This is a genomic window from Acidobacteriota bacterium (assembly GCA_016716715.1).
Taxonomy (GTDB): Bacteria; Acidobacteriota; Thermoanaerobaculia; order UBA5066; family UBA5066; genus Fen-183.
In genome coordinates, this window is sequence record JADJVE010000012.1 from 90,301 (window position 1) to 109,116 (window position 18,816).

Annotated in this window: 14 protein-coding genes; all 14 read left to right on the forward strand. The window is 70.9% G+C overall.

Going from position 1 to position 18,816, the window contains the following annotated elements; genetic code table 11:
- The first annotated feature begins 3 nt into the window (after positions 1 to 3).
- Positions 4 to 2,427, forward strand: a complete 2,424-nt coding sequence (locus IPL89_16600) for a DNA internalization-related competence protein ComEC/Rec2 (protein ID MBK9064786.1) — start codon at positions 4 to 6, stop codon at positions 2,425 to 2,427.
- Positions 2,424 to 3,377, forward strand: coding sequence for a tRNA (adenosine(37)-N6)-dimethylallyltransferase MiaA (gene miaA / locus IPL89_16605; protein MBK9064787.1), 954 nt, complete (start codon positions 2,424 to 2,426; stop codon positions 3,375 to 3,377). The genes IPL89_16600 and miaA overlap by 4 nt, the downstream gene beginning before the upstream one ends.
- Positions 3,374 to 3,637: an RNA chaperone Hfq gene (hfq, locus tag IPL89_16610; protein MBK9064788.1), complete on the forward strand. Its 264-nt coding sequence runs from the start codon at positions 3,374 to 3,376 to the stop codon at positions 3,635 to 3,637. The genes miaA and hfq overlap by 4 nt, the downstream gene beginning before the upstream one ends.
- Positions 3,634 to 4,644: a hypothetical protein gene (locus IPL89_16615; GenBank protein ID MBK9064789.1), complete on the forward strand. Its 1,011-nt coding sequence runs from the start codon at positions 3,634 to 3,636 to the stop codon at positions 4,642 to 4,644. The genes hfq and IPL89_16615 overlap by 4 nt, the downstream gene beginning before the upstream one ends.
- Positions 4,641 to 5,327 carry a Crp/Fnr family transcriptional regulator gene (locus IPL89_16620; GenBank protein ID MBK9064790.1) on the forward strand — a complete coding sequence of 229 codons (687 nt, stop codon included), beginning with the start codon at positions 4,641 to 4,643 and terminating at the stop codon, positions 5,325 to 5,327. Before IPL89_16615 ends, IPL89_16620 begins: the two co-directional genes overlap by 4 nt.
- An 11-nt stretch (positions 5,328 to 5,338) precedes the next feature.
- Positions 5,339 to 5,929 (forward strand): CDP-alcohol phosphatidyltransferase family protein, encoded by a 591-nt coding sequence (locus tag IPL89_16625; protein ID MBK9064791.1) that lies wholly within the window; start codon positions 5,339 to 5,341, stop codon positions 5,927 to 5,929.
- A 53-nt stretch (positions 5,930 to 5,982) separates the two neighbouring features.
- On the forward strand, positions 5,983 to 6,171 hold the full coding sequence (locus IPL89_16630) for a glutaredoxin family protein (protein MBK9064792.1): 189 nt from the start codon (positions 5,983 to 5,985) through the stop codon (positions 6,169 to 6,171).
- Positions 6,172 to 6,192: 21 nt separating this feature from the next.
- Positions 6,193 to 9,231 (forward strand): ATP-binding protein, encoded by a 3,039-nt coding sequence (locus IPL89_16635; GenBank protein ID MBK9064793.1) that lies wholly within the window; start codon positions 6,193 to 6,195, stop codon positions 9,229 to 9,231.
- Complete coding sequence (locus IPL89_16640) at positions 9,228 to 9,869, forward strand: response regulator transcription factor (GenBank protein MBK9064794.1); 642 nt, start codon at positions 9,228 to 9,230, stop codon at positions 9,867 to 9,869. Before IPL89_16635 ends, IPL89_16640 begins: the two co-directional genes overlap by 4 nt.
- 8 nt (positions 9,870 to 9,877) lie before the next feature.
- The gene (locus IPL89_16645) at positions 9,878 to 10,858 is read left to right on the forward strand and encodes an NAD(P)-dependent alcohol dehydrogenase (GenBank protein ID MBK9064795.1); all 981 of its coding nucleotides are present in this window, start codon (positions 9,878 to 9,880) and stop codon (positions 10,856 to 10,858) included.
- 34 nt (positions 10,859 to 10,892) lie between these two features.
- Entirely contained in the window at positions 10,893 to 11,279 is a 387-nt protein-coding gene (locus tag IPL89_16650; protein MBK9064796.1) for a VOC family protein, read from the forward strand.
- Between the two features lie 91 nt (positions 11,280 to 11,370).
- On the forward strand, positions 11,371 to 12,531 hold the full coding sequence (locus IPL89_16655) for an efflux RND transporter periplasmic adaptor subunit (protein ID MBK9064797.1): 1,161 nt from the start codon (positions 11,371 to 11,373) through the stop codon (positions 12,529 to 12,531).
- Entirely contained in the window at positions 12,528 to 15,641 is a 3,114-nt protein-coding gene (locus IPL89_16660) for an efflux RND transporter permease subunit (protein MBK9064798.1), read from the forward strand. The genes IPL89_16655 and IPL89_16660 overlap by 4 nt, the downstream gene beginning before the upstream one ends.
- Positions 15,642 to 15,703: 62 nt before the next feature.
- Complete coding sequence (locus IPL89_16665; protein ID MBK9064799.1) at positions 15,704 to 18,772, forward strand: efflux RND transporter permease subunit; 3,069 nt, start codon at positions 15,704 to 15,706, stop codon at positions 18,770 to 18,772.
- Positions 18,773 to 18,816 lie beyond the last annotated feature (44 nt).

The following is an 18,816-nucleotide window of genomic DNA, read 5'->3' on the forward strand; positions in this document are numbered from 1 at the left end:
CGGATGAGGCGCTCTTGGTCGCCCGGGGCGGGCGCGCCGTCGCTGCCCGCGGCGTTCGCGATCGCGGCAGGGATCGCCGCCGCCGTCTCGCTCGCGGTGCCGCCCTCCCTGTTCGCCGGATCCGCGCTCGCCCTCGCCGCCGCAGCCGCGGTCGCCGTGGGCCGCGGCCACGGCCGTCTCGCCGCGGCCGGCGGCCTCGTCCTTGCGGCCGCCCTCGGCTACGCGTCGGCGCAGGTGCGCTGGCTCGTTCCCGCGCTCCGAACAGCCGGCGAGGCCCGGCGCGCGATCGCGGAGTCCGCCGTGCGCGACCCTGAAGCCGGCGGTGCTCTCGTCGAGATCACGGGGCGTCTCGACGCGCCGTGGTCGCCGAGCGGCTCGCTCGCGAGGTCCCGGATCGACGTCGCGACCGCGAGTTTCGGCGGCCGCCCGCTCGCCCTCGACGCTCCGGTGACGCTCGCCGTGGCGGGGGAGACCGATCCCTCCCGGGCGGCCGAAGTCGGTGACCGGGTGCGTGTAACGGGAACGCTGCGCCTCCCCGAGCGCGGCGGCCCGCGTCGCTCGCCGTTCAGCCTGCCCGAGCAGCCGCACCTTCTCGCGAAGAGCGCCCTCCAGGTCGAACGCCTCTCGGGCCCGGCGGGCCCGCTCGCTCCGGTTCAGGCCGCGCGCGCCGCGCTCAAGCGCCGGCTGCGCGCGAACCTCGCGGGCGCGCCGGAGGCGGACCGCACGGCGCTCGCCCTGCTCCTCGCGTTCGTCCTCGGCGACACGCAGGACGTGCCGTTCGCGGCCGTGGGCGCGTTCCGTGACGGCGGCGTCGCCCACATCGTCGCGATCTCCGGCCTGCAGGTGGCGCTCGTCGCCGCGCTGCTCGGGTTCCTCGTGCGGCGCGCGGGGGTTTCTCTCGCCGCGCGCGACGCGATCGTTCTCGGCGCGACGCTTCTCTTCGCCGTCTTCGCGGGCGGCCGGCCCCCGGTCTGGCGGGCGGCGCTCATGATCGGGCTCTACCTCGCCGCACGGCTCCTCGGACGGCCGACGTCCCCCGAGCACGTCCTCGGGTTTTCCGCTTGCGCCATCCTGCTCGCGGATCCGTCGGCGCTCTTCGACGTCGGGTTCCTCCTGACGTTCGCGGCGGTGTTCGGTCTCGCGGAGTTCGGGGCGCCGGCGGTGGCGTTTCTGCGCGCGCGCGGCGCGCCGCCCCTCCTCGCCGACGCGGTCGGGGCGACGCTGGGAGCCGAGCTTGCCGTCCTGCCGGTCCAGGCGCACGTCTTCAACGTCGTCCCGTTCGTCGCGCTCCTCTCGAATCCTTTCATCGTGCCGCTCTCGGGCGTCTTCCTGTTCGCGGGCCTCGGCCTCCTGCCGTTCCTCGCGCTCTCGCCGGGCGCGGCGGCCGCCGCGATCGTCCCGCTGCGGCTTCTTGCCGAGCTCCAGTTCGGCATCCTCGACGCGCTGGACCGGCTCCACGCCGTGCGCGTCGTCCCGACGCCGTCCTTCGCGCTGGCGGCGGCGGCAGCCGGCCTCCTCCTCGTCGCGGGCCTCGCCGCGGCCCGGCCCGTCCGCCGAACGGCGCTGGCGGCGGCGTTCCTCACGGTCCTCGCCGTCGTCGCGGCGCCTCCGGCCGCGGCGGGCGCCGGGACCGTCGTCCTCCGGGCGGTGGACGTCGGACAGGGCGACGCCTGGCTGCTCGTGACGCCGCGCGGGCGCGTTCTCGTGGACGGAGGCGGGAGCCCGGACCGGGCGTACGACTTCGGGCGGCTGCGCCTCGTGCCGAAGCTCGCGGACCTCGGCGCCGTGTCTCTCGACGCGGTCGTCCTGACGCACCCGCACCCGGACCACGCGCGCGGGCTCCTCGCCGTCCTGGACTCGCTTCCGGTCGGCCGCGTCGTCCTCCCGCGGGCCGCGCCGCGCAACGCCTTCCTCGACGAGTTTCTCGCCGTCGCGCGGAAGCGGCGTCTCGTCCTGGAACGGCTCGGCGCAGGCGCCCGCTTCGAGGCCGCCGGCGTCGCCTTCGACGTCCTCCACCCGCGGGACGACCCCTACCCGCGCGCCCGGGAGAACAACGGATCGCTGGTCCTGAGGGCGCGGGCGGAGGGGCGAACGCTCCTCCTGACGGGCGACGTGGAATCGGCCGCCGAACGCGACCTCGTGGCGTCCGGGGAGGACCTCCGGGCCGACGTCCTGAAGGTGCCGCATCACGGGAGCCGCACGTCGACGACGCCGGATTTTCTCTCTCGCGTCGCTCCGCGCGTCGCGCTCGTGGGCGTCGGCCGGCGCAACCGGTTCGGGCATCCCGCGCCGGACGTCGTCCAGCGCCTCGCGGGCGCCGGCGCGCGCGTCTTCCGTACGGACCGCGACGGCGACCTCGCCCTCACGCTGGCCGCGGGCCGCATCCTCCCGTGGTTCCCGGAGGCAGTCGCGAGGTCCGCGCCGTGAGCGGCCCGGCGGGCGTCCTCGCGATCCTCGGCGCGACGGCGACGGGGAAGTCGGAGCTCGCCGTGGCGCTCGCCGAGCGCCTCGGGGGAGAGATCGTCTCGGCGGACGCGTTCGCCGTGTACCGCGGCTTCGACGTCGGGACGGCCAAGCCCGGAGCGGACCTGCGCGCGCGCGCGCCGCACCACCTCGTGGACGCGCGCGAGCCCGTCGAGCCGTGGAGCGCCGGGGAGTTCGCCGCGGAGGCGCGGCGCCTCTGCGAGGAGATCCTCGCGCGCGGCCGCCTGCCGATCCTCGCGGGAGGCACGGGCTTTTACGTCCGCGCGTTCTTCGGCGGCCTCTTCGAGGGGCCGCGCCGTAACGACGCCGTCCGCTCCGCGCTCGAGGCCGTCGCGGCCCGCCGCGGCAAGGCGTCCCTCAAGCGGATGGTCTCCGTTCTCGACCCCGAGGTCGCCTCGCGTCTCGCCGACGCCGACGCGTCCCGGGCGATCCGCCTCCTCGAAATCCTCTTCCTCACGGGCCAGCGCCCGTCGCGGCTGTTCCGCGAGCGCCCCGGCGCCGCGTGGACGCGGCCTTCCGTGAAGCTGCTCCTCACGTTGCCGCGCGCGGACCTCCATGACAGAATCTCGAAGAGATTTCGAACACGCTTCGCAACCGCGCTCCCGGGGGAAGTGCAGGGCCTGCTCGCCGCCGGCGTGCCGGTCACGGCGCCCGCGTTCTCGGCCATCGGGTATCGTGATACGGCTGCGCTTCTCGGAGGGGAGATCTCCGAAGCGGAGTGGAAGGAGCGGATCCTGAGAGATACGCGCCGCTACGCCAAGAGACAGGAGACCTGGTTCCGGCGGGAGCCGGGTCTCGTGACGGTCGACGCGACGCGCCCCGACCTCGTCGATTTCGCGGAGCGCCTCGCGCGCCCGCTTCTTGCTCATCTTCCGGAAGGGAGTCATTCATGATCGGGACGCCGAAGCCGCCCATCAACGTCCAGGACGGGTTCTTCTACCAGCTCCGAAAAGACAACACGATCGTCGAGGTGATGCTCCTTTCCGGGCGCACGCGCGTGGGACGCATCCGCCGCTTCGACAAGTACGCCGTCGTCGTCGAAGTCGACGGCCGCGAAGAGATGATCTACAAGCACGCGATCGCGTCGGTGGCGTCGACCGGAGCCAACGCTCCCGCTTTCGCGCCCCCGGCGGTGCGGGCTCCCGCGGTTTGACGCGCCGGCTCGCGTTCGCCCTGGCGGTCGTCCTCGGGGCGGCCGCGGGGTGCACGACGGTACCGCCCCCGAAGGACCCCGCCGCATTGCGCGCCGGCGACGCTGCCTCGCGCGCCGACGCCGCCGAGGCGGAGGGCCGCCTGCGCGACGCGCTGGACGGCTACCGCGAGGCGATCCGCCTCGTCCCCTCGAATGCGCGGTACGTCGCGCGCGAGAAGGAGCTCCGGGACGCCTTCGTCGCCAGACGCTCGGCCGAGGCCGACGAGGCCCTGAAGGCGAAGGACACCGCGGCGGCCCGGCGCGCCGCCGTTTCGATCCTCGAGGTCGACCCGAATGCGGCCGCGGGCTACCGCGCACTCGCGAAGGCCGCCGAGGCCGAGGGCGCCCTCGAGGACGCGTGGTCCGCCGCGAAGCGGGCGCACGAGATCGACCCGGCGGATCCGGCCCTCACGGAATCCCTCGCCGCTCTCGCAACCAGGACGGGGCGCTGGGCCGAGGCCGAGGCCCTCTACGAGCAGCTCGGTCGGACCGACCCCGCGTTTCGCGAGAAGGCGGCGGCGGCGCGTTTCGAGTTCCGCGTCCAGAACCTCCCGGCGCCGGCGCGGCGCGCGGCGCTCTCTCCGCGGCTCACGCGGGCGCAGCTGGCGTCCCTTCTCGTCGAGATCTCTCCCGAGGTGCGGGACGCCCGCGTCCCTCCGGGCGCGGACGTCGCGGTGGACGTCGTGGACAGGCCGGAGCGCGCGGCGCTCGTGCGGACCATCGGGCTCGGGTTCTTCCCGGTCTCGCGGGACACGCACCTCGTCGGCGCGGACGCGGCCGTCACGCGGATCGAGATGGCGTCTCATCTCAAGCGGCTCGCGACGCTCGCGGGCGGCGAGCTCTCCTGCCCGGCGTCCCTGGCCGAGTGCGGCATACTTCCGGAAGGGTCCCGGCAGCTCAGCGGGCGTGAATCCGTCGCCGCGATCGAGGCGGCGCTGAAGATGGCCCGGGGAGGAGGATCGCGATGAACGTCACGGAGCTCTTCTCGAGAGTCGCCCTCTTCGAGGGAATCGCCCCCGAGGACCGTGTCGCGCTCGCGAAGGCCGCGGCTCTCCGCACGTACACCCGCGGCGAGACCATCGTCGAGCAGGGCCAGCCCGGAGATGCGTTCTACGTGATCGTGAAGGGCCGCGTCGCGGTCGCGATCGTCGCGCCGGACGGGCGCGAGGTCGTCCTGAACTCGCTCGGAGAGGGCGAGCACTTCGGTGAGATGGCGCTCCTCGACGACGCCCCGCGCTCGGCCAGCGTGATCGCGCAGGAGAAGTCCGAGCTCGCGATCCTCTCGCGCCCGGTCTTCTTCAGCCTCCTGAAATCCAACTTCGTCCTCACGCGTGCGCTCCTCGCCGCGTTCTCGGCGCGCCTCCGGCGCGCGAACGCCACGATCGAGGGCCTCGCCTCGCTGGACGTCAAGGCGCGCCTCGCGCGCTACTTCCGGGAGCTCGCCGTCGCGCGCGGGCGAAAGGCCGGCGGCGGATGGTCCGTCGTCGTGCGCCCGTCGCAGCGGGAGATCGCCGACACGATCGGCTCCTCGCGCGAGACGGTCTCGCGGACGATGTCCCAGATGGCCGCCGAGCAGCTCATCGTCCCGAAGGGCAAGGCCGTCTACGTGCGGCTCGAGGGCGACGCCGGGGCGGCTCCGCCGCCCGGCTGACGGGACGCGCCGTGGAGCTTCGCCCCTGGACGCTGCCGAACTTCCTCACGTTCGCGCGCCTCGTCGCGCTCCCGTTCCTCGTCATGGCGATCCTCGGCGGCCGGGCGTGGACGGCGCTCGCGATCTTCCTCACGGCCGCCGTCACGGACATCGTGGACGGCTACGTCGCGCGCCGGTTCGGCATGGGGTCGCCGCTGGGCGCGCTGCTCGACCCGATCGCCGACAAGCTCTTTCTCGTCTCGTCGTTCGTCGTCTTCGCGCTGCCGGGGACGCCGACGGCCGTGCGCATCCCGATGTGGCTCCTCGTCCTGACGATCTTCCGGGACGTCTTCATCCTCGTGATCTGCCTCGTGCTCTTCCTCGCACTCGGGATCCGGTCGTTTCCGCCGTCGATCCTCGGCAAGCTCACGACGTTTCTCGAGATCTCGACCGTGACCGCGATCCTCCTCGTCAACGTGAAGCGCCTGGATCCCGTCGTCGCCACGGCGTGCATGTGGCTCGTCGCGGCCTTCGCGACGATTTCGGGGCTCCACTACTCGTGGCGCGTCCTCACGCAGCTTCCGCGCGGACCGCACCCTCCGGCGGCGCGCCCGGCCGCGTGAGCGCTCCCGCGCTGCGCCTTCTGACGCGGCCGGGCTGCCATCTCTGCGACGAGATGAAGGCGGTGGTTGCGCCGCTCGTCGCGCGGCTCGGCGGCACGCTTTCCGAAGTGGACGTCGACTCGGACCCGGCGCTCTCGGAGCGGTTCGGCCTCGAGATCCCCGTCCTGCTCGACGGGGAGGGCCGCGTCGTCGCAAAGGTCCGCGACTCCGCCGAACGGATCGCGAAGCGCCTCGGCGCCTGAGCGCTCAGAATGGGGCGGACGATGCGACTCCGGGCCGCGCTCCTCGCCGTCACCGCGCTCGCCTCGCCGCTTGCGGCCGAGAGGCTGCCGGTCCAGCGGCACGGCGTGGCCGAGGGCCTCGCGGAGGAGACCGTCACGGCGCTCCTCAAGGATTCGCGCGGGTACCTGTGGGTCGGCTCGCTGAACGGCCTCTCCCGCTTCGACGGCGAGCGCTTCCGCGTCTACGGAGTCGAGGACGGGCTCCCGAAGGCGCGCATCTGGGCGCTCGCGGAGGCCGCGGACGGGGCCGTCTGGGTCGCCACGTCGGGCGGCCTCGCGCGGCTCGGCGCGTCGGACCCGTCCACGCGGCCGGCGTTCAAGCCGGCCGGCCCGCCGGCGGGCAAGCCGGTCGAATGCGTCTGGTCGGATCCGAAAGGGCGCCTCTGGTACGGCTCGGGAGGAGAGATCTTTGAAGGTGGAAGAGGGGACGCGCCTCCGCGCGCATGGGGCCTCGCCGCCGCGGCGCCCGGGGGCGTCGTCCGCATCATTCGGTCGGGCGCCGACGGGGCGATCCTGGCCGGCACGTCAAAGGGCCTCTTTCGCGCCACGCCCGGCGGCAAGCCGGAGCGTGTTCCCCTTTCGAAGGAATTCAGGCAGGACGACGTGCGAAGTCTTCTCGTCGATCGAGCGGGGAGGCTGTGGGTCGCGACCCCCGGGCGCCTCTTCGTCGGCGCCCGCGGATGGGAGCGGGGCGGCGCCGAGAGGGCGGGCCCCCTCCTGTCCAACGGACGGCTCGACCTTCCCGAGGCGCCCGGGGAGTGGCGGGCTCTGGACGGGTTTCCCGGGGCGGGGCCCTCGGCCTTCCAACGCATCCTCGAGCGCAAGGACGGGCGCGTCGTCCTCACGACGACGGCGGGCCTCGCGGTGGCAAACGACGACCGCCTCGAGCTCTTCGGGCGGCGAGACGGGCTCGGCGACGGAATCCTCGGCGAGCTCCTCGAGGACGGCGAGGGCAACCTCTGGATCGGCACGCAGAGCACGGGCCTCCTGCGCCTTCGCCCCGCGGGGTTCACGTCGTTCGGCGAGGAGGACGGGCTCCTCGACGTCCAGGTCGCCGAGGTGTTCCGGGGCGACGGCGGAGCGCTCTATGTCGCGTCGCGCGGCAACACGACGCTCGCGCGCCGCGAGGGCCAGGGTTTCCGTTCGATCCGCTGGCCGCGCGCGGCCGCACCCGTCCTCGGCCGCCTCATCTGGGGCCGATCCGTCCTGCGCGACCGCTCGGGCGCGTGGTGGGTCGCCGGGCCGGGCGGCGTCGCGCGCCACCCGGCCGCGGCTTTCGGCGAGGCCCTCGTGCGCGGGAGGGCGGAGGCGTTCGGCCCCGCCGAAGGAGTCCCGGGCGAGGTCTCCTCGATCTTCGAGGCCGCCGACGGATCTCTCTGGGCCGGCGTCTACGACACTCCGGACGCCCTGCTGAGATTCGACGCCGCGGCGCATCGCTTCGCCGCCGTGAAACCCGCGGGCGGACTGCCGGCGGGCGCGCCGCTCGCGTTTCTCGAGGACGGAAAAGGCGGGCTCTGGGTGGGATTCGGGAGCGGAGGAGCCGTGCGTCTGAAGGACGGCCGCGCCGACCGGCTCGACCCCGCGCACGGGGCGCCCGAAGGATACGTCCACGATTTTCTCCTCGACGGCACGGGCCGCCTCTACGTCGCGAACGGAAACGCCGGACTTCTGCGCGTGGACGATCCCGCGGCCGCGACGCTCGCGGCCCGTCCCGTCGAGTTCGCGAGCGGGGCGGTCCCGAGCAGCATCCTCTGCCTCGAGGCGGATGCCGCCGGCTTCGTGTGGGTGGGGACGACGCGCGGCGTCGTCCGCCTCGACCCCGGAACCGGGCGGCAGGCCCACTTCACGACCGCGGACGGCCTCGCGAACAACCTCGTGACGTCGGCGGCGCGCGACGCCTCCGGCGCCCTCTGGTTTGGCACGCCCGAGGGCGTCTCGCGCTTCGTGCCCGGCCCCGACGTCGCATCGCCCCCTCCGCGCACCGTGATTGCGGCGTTCCGGGTCAACGGAAACCCACGGCCCGTGCCCGAGCTCGGCACGGCCGCCCTGACCGGGATCACGCTCGCCCCGGACGAAAACCGGGTCCGCGTGGACTTCGCGTCCCCGAGCTTCGCGTCGGGCGGCCGCGTCCTCTTTCAGACGCGGCTCGAGGGTCTGGACGCGCAGTGGAGCGCGCCGAACGCCGACCCGACCGTCCGCTACGTCGGCCTCGCGGCGGGTTCGTACCGGCTGGACGTGCGCGCGGTGGCGCCCGACGGGGCGCCGGGCCCCGAGGCCACGGCGGCGTTCCGCATCCTTCCACCGCTGTGGAGGCGGCCGGAGTTCCTCGTGTCGGCGCTCGCCCTTCTGGCGCTCGCGGCGTATCTCGTCCACCGGCAGGGCGTGCGGCACGCTGTCGCCGTCGAGCGCGTGCGAACGCGCCTCGCGACGGACCTCCATGACGACGTCGGCTCGAGCCTCGCGCGCATCTCGATCCTCTCGGAGGTGGGCCGCCGGGACCTCGACCCCGCGGGCGAGACGGCCCGCCTTTTCTCGGAGATCGGCGAGACGTCGCGCGGCGTCATCGACGCGCTCGGCGACGCGATCTGGTCGATCGACCCGCGGCACGACGACCTCCAGAGCCTCGCGGACCGGCTTCGCCACTTCGCGACGGACCTTCTCGAGGGGCGCGGCATCGCGTGCCGCATCGAGCTTCCGGCCGGCGCCGGCGCCGTCGACCTGCCCGCGGAGCCGAGGCGCCACCTCTTCCTCCTCCTCAAGGAGGCCGTTACGAACGCCGCGCGGCACTCGGACGCGAAGTCGGTCACCGTCGGCTTCCGCCTCGAGGACCGGAAGCTCTCCGTGGAGGTCGCCGACGACGGCGCGGGCTTCGACGCCGCGGCGCGGAACGTGCCCGAGGCCGAAGGCCGCGGCCTGGACAACATGCGCTCGCGCGCCACCGCTCTCGGAGGGACGTTCGCCATCGCGGCGTCGCCCGGCGCCGGGACGCGGATCCGCGTCGAGGGGATCCCGCTGCCATGATCCGCGTCGCCGTCGTCGAGGACGATCCCGGGCTGCGCGAGAGCCTGCGCCTTCTGATCGGCGGGACGCGCGGATTCGCGTGGGCCGGCGGCTACCGCTCGGCGGAGGAGGCGCTCCAGCGACTCGGCGCGGCCGCGGGCGGACTGCCCGACGTCCTTCTCATGGACATCCACCTGCCGGGCATGCCGGGCTCGGAGGCCGTGCGGCAGGTGCGCGAAGCGCACCCGTCCGTCGCGGTGCTCATGTTGAGCGTGTACGAAGGGGAAGATCCGATCTTCACCTCCCTGTGCAACGGCGCTGCCGGTTACCTCCTGAAGAAGACAGCGCCCGCGAAGCTCCTCGAGGCGATTCGCGACGTGAAGGAGGGCGGCTCGCCGATCTCGCCCGAGATCGCGCGAAAGGTGATCCAGGCGTTCCGCGAGTCCGTGCCGGCGGGGCGGGCGGAGCACGACCTCACGCCGCAGGAGGTGCGCCTCCTGAAGCTGCTCTCGGACGGCGCGAGCTACCAGGCGGCAGGGGACAAGCTCGGCATCAGCATCAACACCGTCAGGAACTACGTGCGCTCCATCTACGAGAAGCTCCACGTCACGTCCAAGTCGGCTGCCGTCAGCAAGGGCATCAAGGACCGGATCATCTGAGGAGCTCCATGAAGGCGATCGTCTTCACGGAATACGGATCGCCGAGAGTTCTCCGGCTCGCGGAGGTCGACCGGCCCGTTCCCGCGGACGACGAGGTCCTGATCAAGGTTCACGCGGTGTCGTTGAACGACTGGGACTGTGGCGCCCTCGAGGGCGCCGACTTCGTGAACCGCCTCCTGTTCGGCCTCTGGAAGCCGAAAAAGGAGAGGCAAATCCTGGGGTCCGACGTCGCTGGTCGCATCGAGGCCGTGGGCCGGAACGTCCGGCAGTTCCGGCCCGGCGACGAGGTGTTCGGGGATCTCAGCGGGAGATGGGGCGGATTCGCGGAGTACGTGTGCGCTCCCGAGAAGGCTCTGGCGCTGAAAGCGCCCGGCATGACGTTCGAACAGGCGGCCGCGATCCCCCAGGCGGCGCTGCTCGCCGTGCAGGCCCTGCGCGACCTCGGGGGAATCCGGCCCGGACAGAAGCTCCTCATCAACGGCGCCGGCGGAGGGGTGGGAACGTTCGCGATCCAGATCGCGGCCCTCTACGAGGCCGAGGTGACCGCGGTGGACGCCCCGGAGAAGCTGGACATGCTGCGTTCGATGGGTGCGCGGCACGTTCTCGATTACACGCGCGAGGACTTCACGAGGACTGGCGAGCGCTACGACCTGATCCTCGACGTGAAAACGACCCGATCCGTCGTCGATTGCGCGAGGGCCCTGAATGCCGGCGGAACCTACGTCACGGTCGGCGGTTCGATGGCCCGGCTCATTCAGGCGCTGCTCCTCTGGCCGTGGTTCGCGCTGACCACGAGCAAGAAGGTCCGTCTTCTGGCCCTGAAGCCGAACAAGGATCTCGTGTACGTCCGGGACCTGTTCGAAGCGGGGAAGGTCGTCCCGGTGGTCGACGGGCGCTACGGGCTCGCCGACGTGCCCGAGGCCTTCCGCTATTTCGGATCGGGACGCCACAAGGGGAAGATCGTGATCACCGTGGCGCAGTCGAAGTGAGCACCGGAGCTGCGCGAACCAATCAGGAGGTTCCATGAAACGAGTCACGGGCATTGGCGGCATCTTCTTCAAGGCCAAAGACGCCCCGGCACTGCAGGCCTGGTACAAGCGGCACCTCGGAATCGATGTCCAGGAATGGGGTGGCACGGCTTTCACCTGGACCGACGGTGAAGGCAAGCCGGTTGCCGGAACAACCATCTGGTCCATTGGTGCGGCGCAGGGTGACCCGTTTGCGCCCAGCGCCGCCACGTTCATGGTCAATTACCGGGTGGAGGATCTCCACGCCCTGGTCAAAATCCTGCGCGAAGAGGGCTGCAACGTTCTCGAGAAGATCGACGATTCCGAGTACGGGAAGTTCGCCTGGGTCATCGATCCAGAAGGAAACAAGGTAGAGCTCTGGCAACCGCCCGCCGGCCAGTGATCCGGGGGCGCATGTCCATGCTCTAAGCGCAGCGGCGGGAGAGGCTTAAGCTTCCCGACCGGGCGCTCCCCGCGCCCTTGTGGGAGGTTCCATGAACGAGGGACCGGAAACGCCGGCCGGGGCCGTCCCGGCGAGGCGGAGCCGCCTCAGGATCGTGCTCATCGTCGCGGCGGTCGTCATCGTGGCCGCGGCCACGGCGCGCGCGCTCGTGAAGTCGAGCGGCAAGGGCGGCCCGCGCGCCGAGGTCGTGCCCGTCTCGGCAGCCGTCGTCGCCCAGAAGTCGATCCCGCTCACGACGCGGGCGATCGGAAACGTCGAGGCGTACGCCACCGTTGCGATCCGCGCGCTCGTCTCGGGCGAGCTCGTGAAGATCCACTTCAAGCAGGGCCAGGAAGTGAGGAAGGGCGACCTCCTCTTCACGATCGACCCGCGCCCGCTTCAGGCGGCGTACGACCAGGCCGTCGGCACGCTGGCGAAGGACAAGTCGACTCTCGCGAACGCGCGGGCCCTCGCAGCGCGTTACCAGAAGCTCGCGGACGAGGGCATCGCCTCGAAAGAGGACTTCGACCAGTACCGCACGAGCGCGGATACGCTGGCCGGGCTCGTCGCCGCCGACGAGGCCGCCGTCGAGAACGCGAAGATCCAGCTCTCGTTCGCGACGATCCGCTCGCCGATCAACGGGATGGCGGGCAACCTCCTCGTCTACGAAGGCAACCTCGTGAAGGCGAACGACACGACGCCCCTCGTCACGATCACGCAGGCGACGCCGATCTACGTCACGTTCGCCGTGCCCGAGGGCGAGCTCGCCAAGGTGAACCGGGCCCGCGCCGCGGGCGCCGTCCGCGTCGAGGCGGCGCTTCCGAGCGACGAGGCGCATCCGGTCGCAGGCGTCCTAACTTTCGTGGACAACGCCGTCGACTCCACGACGGGCACGATCCGCCTCAAGGCCACGTACGAGAACCCCGAGCGCCGCCTCTGGCCGGGGCAGTTCGTGAAGGTCGTCCTCACGACCGGCGTCGAGGCGGACGCGCTCGTCGTCCCGGCCCAGGCGATCCAGACCGGGCAGGACGGCCCGTACGTGTACGTCGTGAAGGACGACATGACCGTCGAGCCGCGGCCGGTGAAGACCGGCCCCTCCTCGGAGGGAGTCGTCTCCGTCGCGAAGGGTCTCGCCGCCGGTGAACGCGTCGTGACGGACGGGCAGCTGCGCCTCTTCCCGGGGGCCAAGGTCGAGATCAAGTCCAAGGGATGAGCATCACCGAGCCCTTCATCCGAAGGCCCGTCATGACGACGCTCGTCATGGCGGGAATCCTGCTGTTCGGGACGATCGGCTTCCGCTCGCTTCCGGTCAGCGACCTGCCGAACGTCGACTTTCCGACGATCCAGGTCACGGCAGGCCTCCCGGGCGCGAGCCCGGAGACGATGGCGGCGTCCGTCGCCACGCCGCTCGAGCGCCAGTTCTCGGCGATCGCGGGCGTCGACTCGATCAACTCGACGAGCTCGCAGGGGACGACGCAGGTCACGCTGCAGTTCGCGCTGGACCGCAACATCGACGCGGCCTCGCAGGACGTCCAGACGGCCATCGCCGCGGCGGCGCGCCAGCTCCCGCCGGGGATGCCGTCGCCGCCCACGCTCAAGAAGGTCAACCCGGCCGACCAGCCGGTCCTCTACCTCGTCCTCTCGTCGCCCACGATGCCGCTCACGGCGGTGGACGAGGTCGCCCAGACGCTCATCGCGCAGCGCCTCTCCACGATCTCGGGCGTCGCGCAGGTCGTCGTCACGGGTGCGCAGAAGTTCGCCGTGCGCGTGAAGCTCGACCCGTCCCAGCTCGCGATCCGCGGGATCGGGATCGACGAGGTCGCGACGTCCATCCAGCGGCAGAACTCCAACCTGCCCGTGGGGACGCTCTACGGCGTCCACCAATCGCTCACGGTGAAGGCGGACGGCCAGCTCTTCGACGCAGCCGCGTACCGGACGATGATCGTCGCGTACCGCAACGGATCGCCCGTGACGCTCGGCGACCTCGGCAGGGTCGTGGACGGGGTCGAGAACGACCGGATCGGGAACTGGTACGACGACAAGCAGGTCGTCACGCTCGCCATCCAGCGCCAGCCGGGCTCGAACACGATCGCCGTCGTGGACGCGGTCAAGGCGAAGCTCCCGTCGCTTCGATCGCAGCTCCCGGGCGCGCTGAAGCTCGACGTCCTCTTCGACCGCTCCGTACCCATCCGCGAGTCCGTGCACGACGTCGAGTTCACGCTCGTCCTCACGATCGGACTCGTCGTCCTCGTGATCTTCCTCTTCCTGCGCAACGTGCGGGCGACGCTCATCCCCAGCCTCGCGGTGCCGGCCTCGATCGTCGGGACGTTCGCGGTCATGTCGCTCCTGAACTTCTCTCTCGACAACCTTTCGCTCATGGCGCTGACGCTCTCGGTCGGCTTCGTCGTCGACGACGCGATCGTCATGCTCGAGAACATCGTCCGCCGCATGGAGGGCGGGGAGGACCCCCTGACGGCCGCGCTGAAGGGCGGCAAGGAGATCGGCTTCACGATCCTCTCGATGACGATCTCGCTCGTCGCGGTCTTCATCCCGGTCCTCTTCATGGGCGGGCTCCTCGGGCGGCTCTTCAAGGAGTTCGCGATCACGATCAGCGTGGCGATCCTCGTCTCGGGGTTCGTCTCCCTGACGCTGACGCCGATGCTGTGCAGCCGCTTTCTCAAGGCCTCTCACGTCGCGAACGAGGGGCGCTTCTTCAAGGCGACGGAGCGCATCTTCGACGCCTGGCTCGGCCTCTACGAGCGGACGCTCACGTGGGTGCTCGCGCGCCAGAAGGAGACGCTGATCGTCTCGGGGATCCTCCTCCTCGTCACCGGCGTCCTCTTCGCCGTGATCCCGAAGGGGTTTCTCACGAGCGACGACACGGGCCAGTTCATCGGCTACACGGAAGGCATGCCCGGCGTTTCGTTCCCGGAGATGGCGCGCCGCCAGCGGGAGGTCGCCGAGCTGATCCGGCGGCACCCGGACGTGCGCGGCGTGTCGTCCACCGTCGGCCAGAGTGACGCGAGCCCGGCCGGCAACTCGGGAAGCCTTCTCGTCCTCCTCAAGCCGCGCTCGGACCGCAAGCACGACGTCGACGGCGTCATCGAGTCGCTGCGGCCGCAGCTCCTGAAGGTGTCCGGGATCCGCGTCTTCCTCCAGAACCCGCCGTCCGTCTCGATCGGCGGCCAGGTTACGCGCAGCCCTTACCAGCTCACTCTCCAGGGCTCGGACCGCGCCCAGCTCGCGAAATACACGGAGCTTCTCGAGGCGAAGGTCAAGACGCTGCCCGGCCTCCTCGACGTGACGACCGACCTCCAGAACAGGAACCCGCAGCTCGCGGTGACGATCGACCGCGACAAGGCGTCCGCGCTGGGCCTCACCGCGTCGCAGGTCGAGGACGCGCTCAACAACGCGTACGGCACGCGCCAGGTCTCGACGATCTACACGTCGACGAACGAGTACCAGGTCATCCTCGAGCTCCTCGAGCAGTACCAGACGAACCCTGCCGCCCTGTCGCTCCTCTACGTGCGCAACACCGCCGGCACGCTCGTCCCGCTCTCGTCCGTCGCGCGATTCGACGAGAGCGCGGGCCCGCTCGCCGTGAACCACCTCGGGCAGGTCCCGTCCTCGACGCTCTCGTTCAACGTGAAGCCCGGCGTCGCGCTCGGCGACGCGACCTCGCGTGTCCGAAAGGCCGCGGACGAGATCCTTCCGCTCACGATCCCGGCGAGCTTCCAGGGCACGGCGCAGGTCTTCCAGTCGTCCGTCGGCGGGCTCGCGTTCCTCCTCGTGATCGCGATCCTGGTGATCTACCTCGTCCTCGGCATCCTGTACGAGAGCTTCATTCACCCGCTCACGATCCTGTCGGGGCTGCCGTCGGCGGGCCTCGGCGCGCTCCTCACGCTGCTCCTCTTCGGGAAGGACCTCAACGTCTACGGGTTCGTCGGTCTCATCATGCTCGTCGGCATCGTTGAGAAGAACGCGATCATGATGATCGACTTCGCGATCGAATCCGCCCGCACCGAGAGAAAGGGCCCGGCCGAGGCGATCCGGAGGGCCGCGGTCGTGCGGTTCCGGCCGATCATGATGACGACGATGGCGGCTCTCATGGGCACGCTTCCGATCGCGCTCGGGATCGGCGCGGGCGCCGAATCGCGCCAGCCGCTCGGCCTCGCAGTCGTCGGCGGCCTTCTCGTCTCGCAGGTCCTGACGCTGTACCTCACGCCCGTCGTCTACATCGCGTTCGACTCGCTCCAGGCGAAGCTGACGCCCGAGGCGCTTCCGGACCTGCCGGAGGAAGCGGCGCCGGAGACCGCCTCGTGAGCAAAAAGGGCCTGAAGCCCGTTCAGGCCAACGTCTCGGCGCTCTTCATCCGGAGGCCCGTCATGACGACGCTCGTCATGGCGGGACTGTTCCTGTTCGGTGCGATCGGCTATCTCTCGCTGCCGGTCGCGGACCTGCCGAAGGTCGACTTCCCGACGATCAACGTGGGCGCGAGCCTCCCGGGGGCGAGCCCCGAGACGATGGCGGCCGCGGTCGCGACGCCGCTCGAGCGGCAGTTCTCGGGCATCGCGGGGATCGACTCGATGAACTCCACGTCGAGCCAGGGCTCGACGAACATCACGATGCAGTTCTCCCTCGACCGCGACATCGACGCGGCCGCGCAGGACGTCCAGACGGCGATCGCGGCCACGCTCTCGCAGCTCCCGCCGTCCATGCCGAACCCGCCGAGCCTGCGCAAGGTCAACCCCTCGATGCAGCCGGTCCTCTTCATCGTCCTGTCCTCGCCGACCCTCCAGATGTCCGAGGTCTCCGAGTGGGCCGAGACCGTTCTCGCGCAGCGGATCTCGACCGTGACGGGCGTCGCGCAGGTGAACGTCTACGGCTCGAAGAAATACGCCGTGCGTGTCCAGGTGGACCCCGGCACGCTCGCGAGCCGGCAGATCGGGATCGACCAGGTTGCATCGGCAATTTCCTCGGGCAACTCGAACCGGCCGGTCGGGATCGTCTACGGGCCCGAGAAGGCGCTCTCGATCCAGACGAACGGCCGCCTCGTGAACGCGGACGCGTACAAGCCCCTCATCGTGGCCTGGCGCAACGGCGCGCCCGTGCGCCTCGGCGAGATCGCGAACGTCCTCGACAGCGTCGAGAACGAGCGGCAGGCGGCGTGGTTCAACGGCAACCGATCGATCATCCTCGCGGTCCAGCGCCAGCCGGACTCGAACACGATCCAGGTCGTCGACGCGGTGAAGGCGCTGCTGCCTGCGTTCCGGATGCAGATCCCGGCGGCGATGCGGATGGACGTCATGTTCGACCGCTCGCAGGGCATTCGCGAGAGCGTGCGCGACGTCCAGCTCACGCTCGTCCTCACGATCGTCCTCGTCGTTCTCGTTATCTTCCTGTTTCTCCGGAACCTGCGCTCCACGTTCATCCCGTCCATCGCGCTCCCGACGTCGCTCTTCGGCACGTTCGCCGTCATGGCGGTCCTCGGGTTCAGCCTCGACAACCTTTCCCTCATGGGCCTCACGCTCTCGGTCGGGTTCGTCGTGGACGACGCGATCGTCCAGCTCGAGAACATCGTCCGCCGGATGGAGAAGGGCGAGAGCGCCGCGGTCGCCTCCCTGCGCGGTTCGAGGGAGATCGGCTTCACGATCCTCTCGATGACGGTCTCGCTCGTCGCGGTCTTCATCCCCGTCCTATTCATGGGCGGCCTCCTCGGCCGGCTCTTCCAGGAGTTCGCGGTCACGATCAGCGCCGCGATCCTCGTGTCGGGCTTCGTGTCCCTGACGCTGACGCCGATGCTCTGCAGCCGGCTCCTGAAGCGCGAAGAGCCCGGCGCCGCGACTCACGGCCGCGTGGCGGCGGCGCTCGAGCGGGGCTTCAACCGCATTCTCCGGGGCTACGAACGGACGCTCCACGTCGTCCTCCGGCACCGGCCCGCCACGCTCGCGACCCTCGTCCTGATGGCGGTCCTCGCGGGAGTCCTCTTCAAGATCGCCCCAAAGGGGTTCATCCCGAACGAGGACATCGGGATGCTGCGGGCGAGCCTCGAGGGCCAGCAGGGTATCTCGTACCAGGACATGCGCGACCGCCAGAAGCTGGCGGCCGACATCGTCCGCGCCGACCCCGGCGTCCAGTCCGTCCAGTCGTCGGTGGGGGCGGGCGGGCCGAACTCGACGACGAACTCGGGCTCGATGTTCGTGACGCTCAAGCCGCGCGGCCAGCGGGTCTCGTCCGACGCCATCGTCGACCGCCTGCGACCGAAGCTCGCGAAGGTGTCCGGCCTGCGCGTCTTCATGCAGACGCCGCCGGCGATCAGCGTCGGGGGCCAGAACACGCGCAGCCAGTACCAGCTCACGCTCCAGAGCACGGACACCGAGGCGCTGTACGCGAATGCGGCGCTCCTCGAGAGGAAAATGCACGGGATCCCGATCATCCGGGACGTGACGAGCGACCTGCAGATCAAGAACCCGCAGCTCGACATCGCGATCGACCGGAAGAAGGCGTCCGCCCTCGGGATCACCGCCGGGCAGATCCAGCGGGCTCTGGCCCTCGCCTACGGGTCGAGCCAGATCTCGACGATCTACACGGCCACGAACGAATACGAGGTCATCCTCGAGGTGAAGCCCCAGGACCAGCGCGATGCCTCGTCCCTCTCGTCGCTTTACGTGCGCTCGTCGAACGGGACGCTCGTGCCCCTGACGGCCGTCGCGACGGCGAAGACGAGCGTCGGGCCGCTCCTCGTGGCGCACCTCGGCCAGCTCCCGTCCGCGACCATTTCCTTCAATCTCGGGAAGGACGTCGCGCTCTCCCAGGCGACGGCCGCCGTCGAGAGGCTGGCGAGGGAGACGCTCCCGGGCTCGATCACCACGAGCTTCCAGGGCACGGCGCAGGTCTTCCAGTCGTCGCTCAAAGGGATGTCCATCCTGCTCGTCGTGGCGATCCTCGTGATCTACCTCGTCCTCGGGATCCTCTACGAGAGCTTCGTCCACCCGCTGACGATCTTGTCGGGGCTGCCCTCGGCGGCCGTCGGCGCGATCCTCACGCTGATCATCTTCGGCAAGGACCTGAACGTGTACGCGTTCTTCGGCCTCGTGATGCTCATCGGGATCGTGAAGAAGAACGCGATCATGATGATCGACTTCGCGCTCGCGGCGCAGCGCGGCGAGGGAATGGAGCCCGAGAAGGCGATCGTCACGGCGTCGCTCACGCGCTTCCGGCCGATCCTCATGACGACGATGGCCGCGCTCGCGGGCACGCTCCCGATCGCGCTCGGCCTCGGGCGCGGGGGAGAGTCCCGCCAGCCGCTCGGCCTCGCCGTGATCGGCGGCCTCGTCGTCTCGCAGTTCCTCACGCTCTACATCACGCCCGTCGTCTACCTCGCGTTCGAGTCTCTCGGCGCGCGCTTCCGCGCTCGGCGGCGGGTGCCGGCGCCTGCGCCGGCGCCCGCGTAGACTTCCGCTTTCGGATTCAGATTCAGAGTTCTTGGAAGGTGGAG

Coding starts and splice junctions, on each gene's coding strand:
- IPL89_16645 (MBK9064795.1), top strand. CDS start 9,878: ATGAAGGCGATCGTCTTCACGGAATACGGATCGCCGAGAGTTCTCCGG.
- IPL89_16655 (MBK9064797.1), top strand. CDS start 11,371: ATGAACGAGGGACCGGAAACGCCGGCCGGGGCCGTCCCGGCGAGGCGG.
- IPL89_16620 (MBK9064790.1), top strand. CDS start 4,641: ATGAACGTCACGGAGCTCTTCTCGAGAGTCGCCCTCTTCGAGGGAATC.
- hfq (MBK9064788.1), top strand. CDS start 3,374: ATGATCGGGACGCCGAAGCCGCCCATCAACGTCCAGGACGGGTTCTTC.
- IPL89_16650 (MBK9064796.1), top strand. CDS start 10,893: ATGAAACGAGTCACGGGCATTGGCGGCATCTTCTTCAAGGCCAAAGAC.
- IPL89_16635 (MBK9064793.1), top strand. CDS start 6,193: ATGCGACTCCGGGCCGCGCTCCTCGCCGTCACCGCGCTCGCCTCGCCG.
- IPL89_16665 (MBK9064799.1), top strand. CDS start 15,704: ATGACGACGCTCGTCATGGCGGGACTGTTCCTGTTCGGTGCGATCGGC.
- IPL89_16660 (MBK9064798.1), top strand. CDS start 12,528: ATGAGCATCACCGAGCCCTTCATCCGAAGGCCCGTCATGACGACGCTC.
- IPL89_16630 (MBK9064792.1), top strand. CDS start 5,983: ATGAAGGCGGTGGTTGCGCCGCTCGTCGCGCGGCTCGGCGGCACGCTT.
- IPL89_16600 (MBK9064786.1), top strand. CDS start 4: ATGAGGCGCTCTTGGTCGCCCGGGGCGGGCGCGCCGTCGCTGCCCGCG.
- IPL89_16640 (MBK9064794.1), top strand. CDS start 9,228: ATGATCCGCGTCGCCGTCGTCGAGGACGATCCCGGGCTGCGCGAGAGC.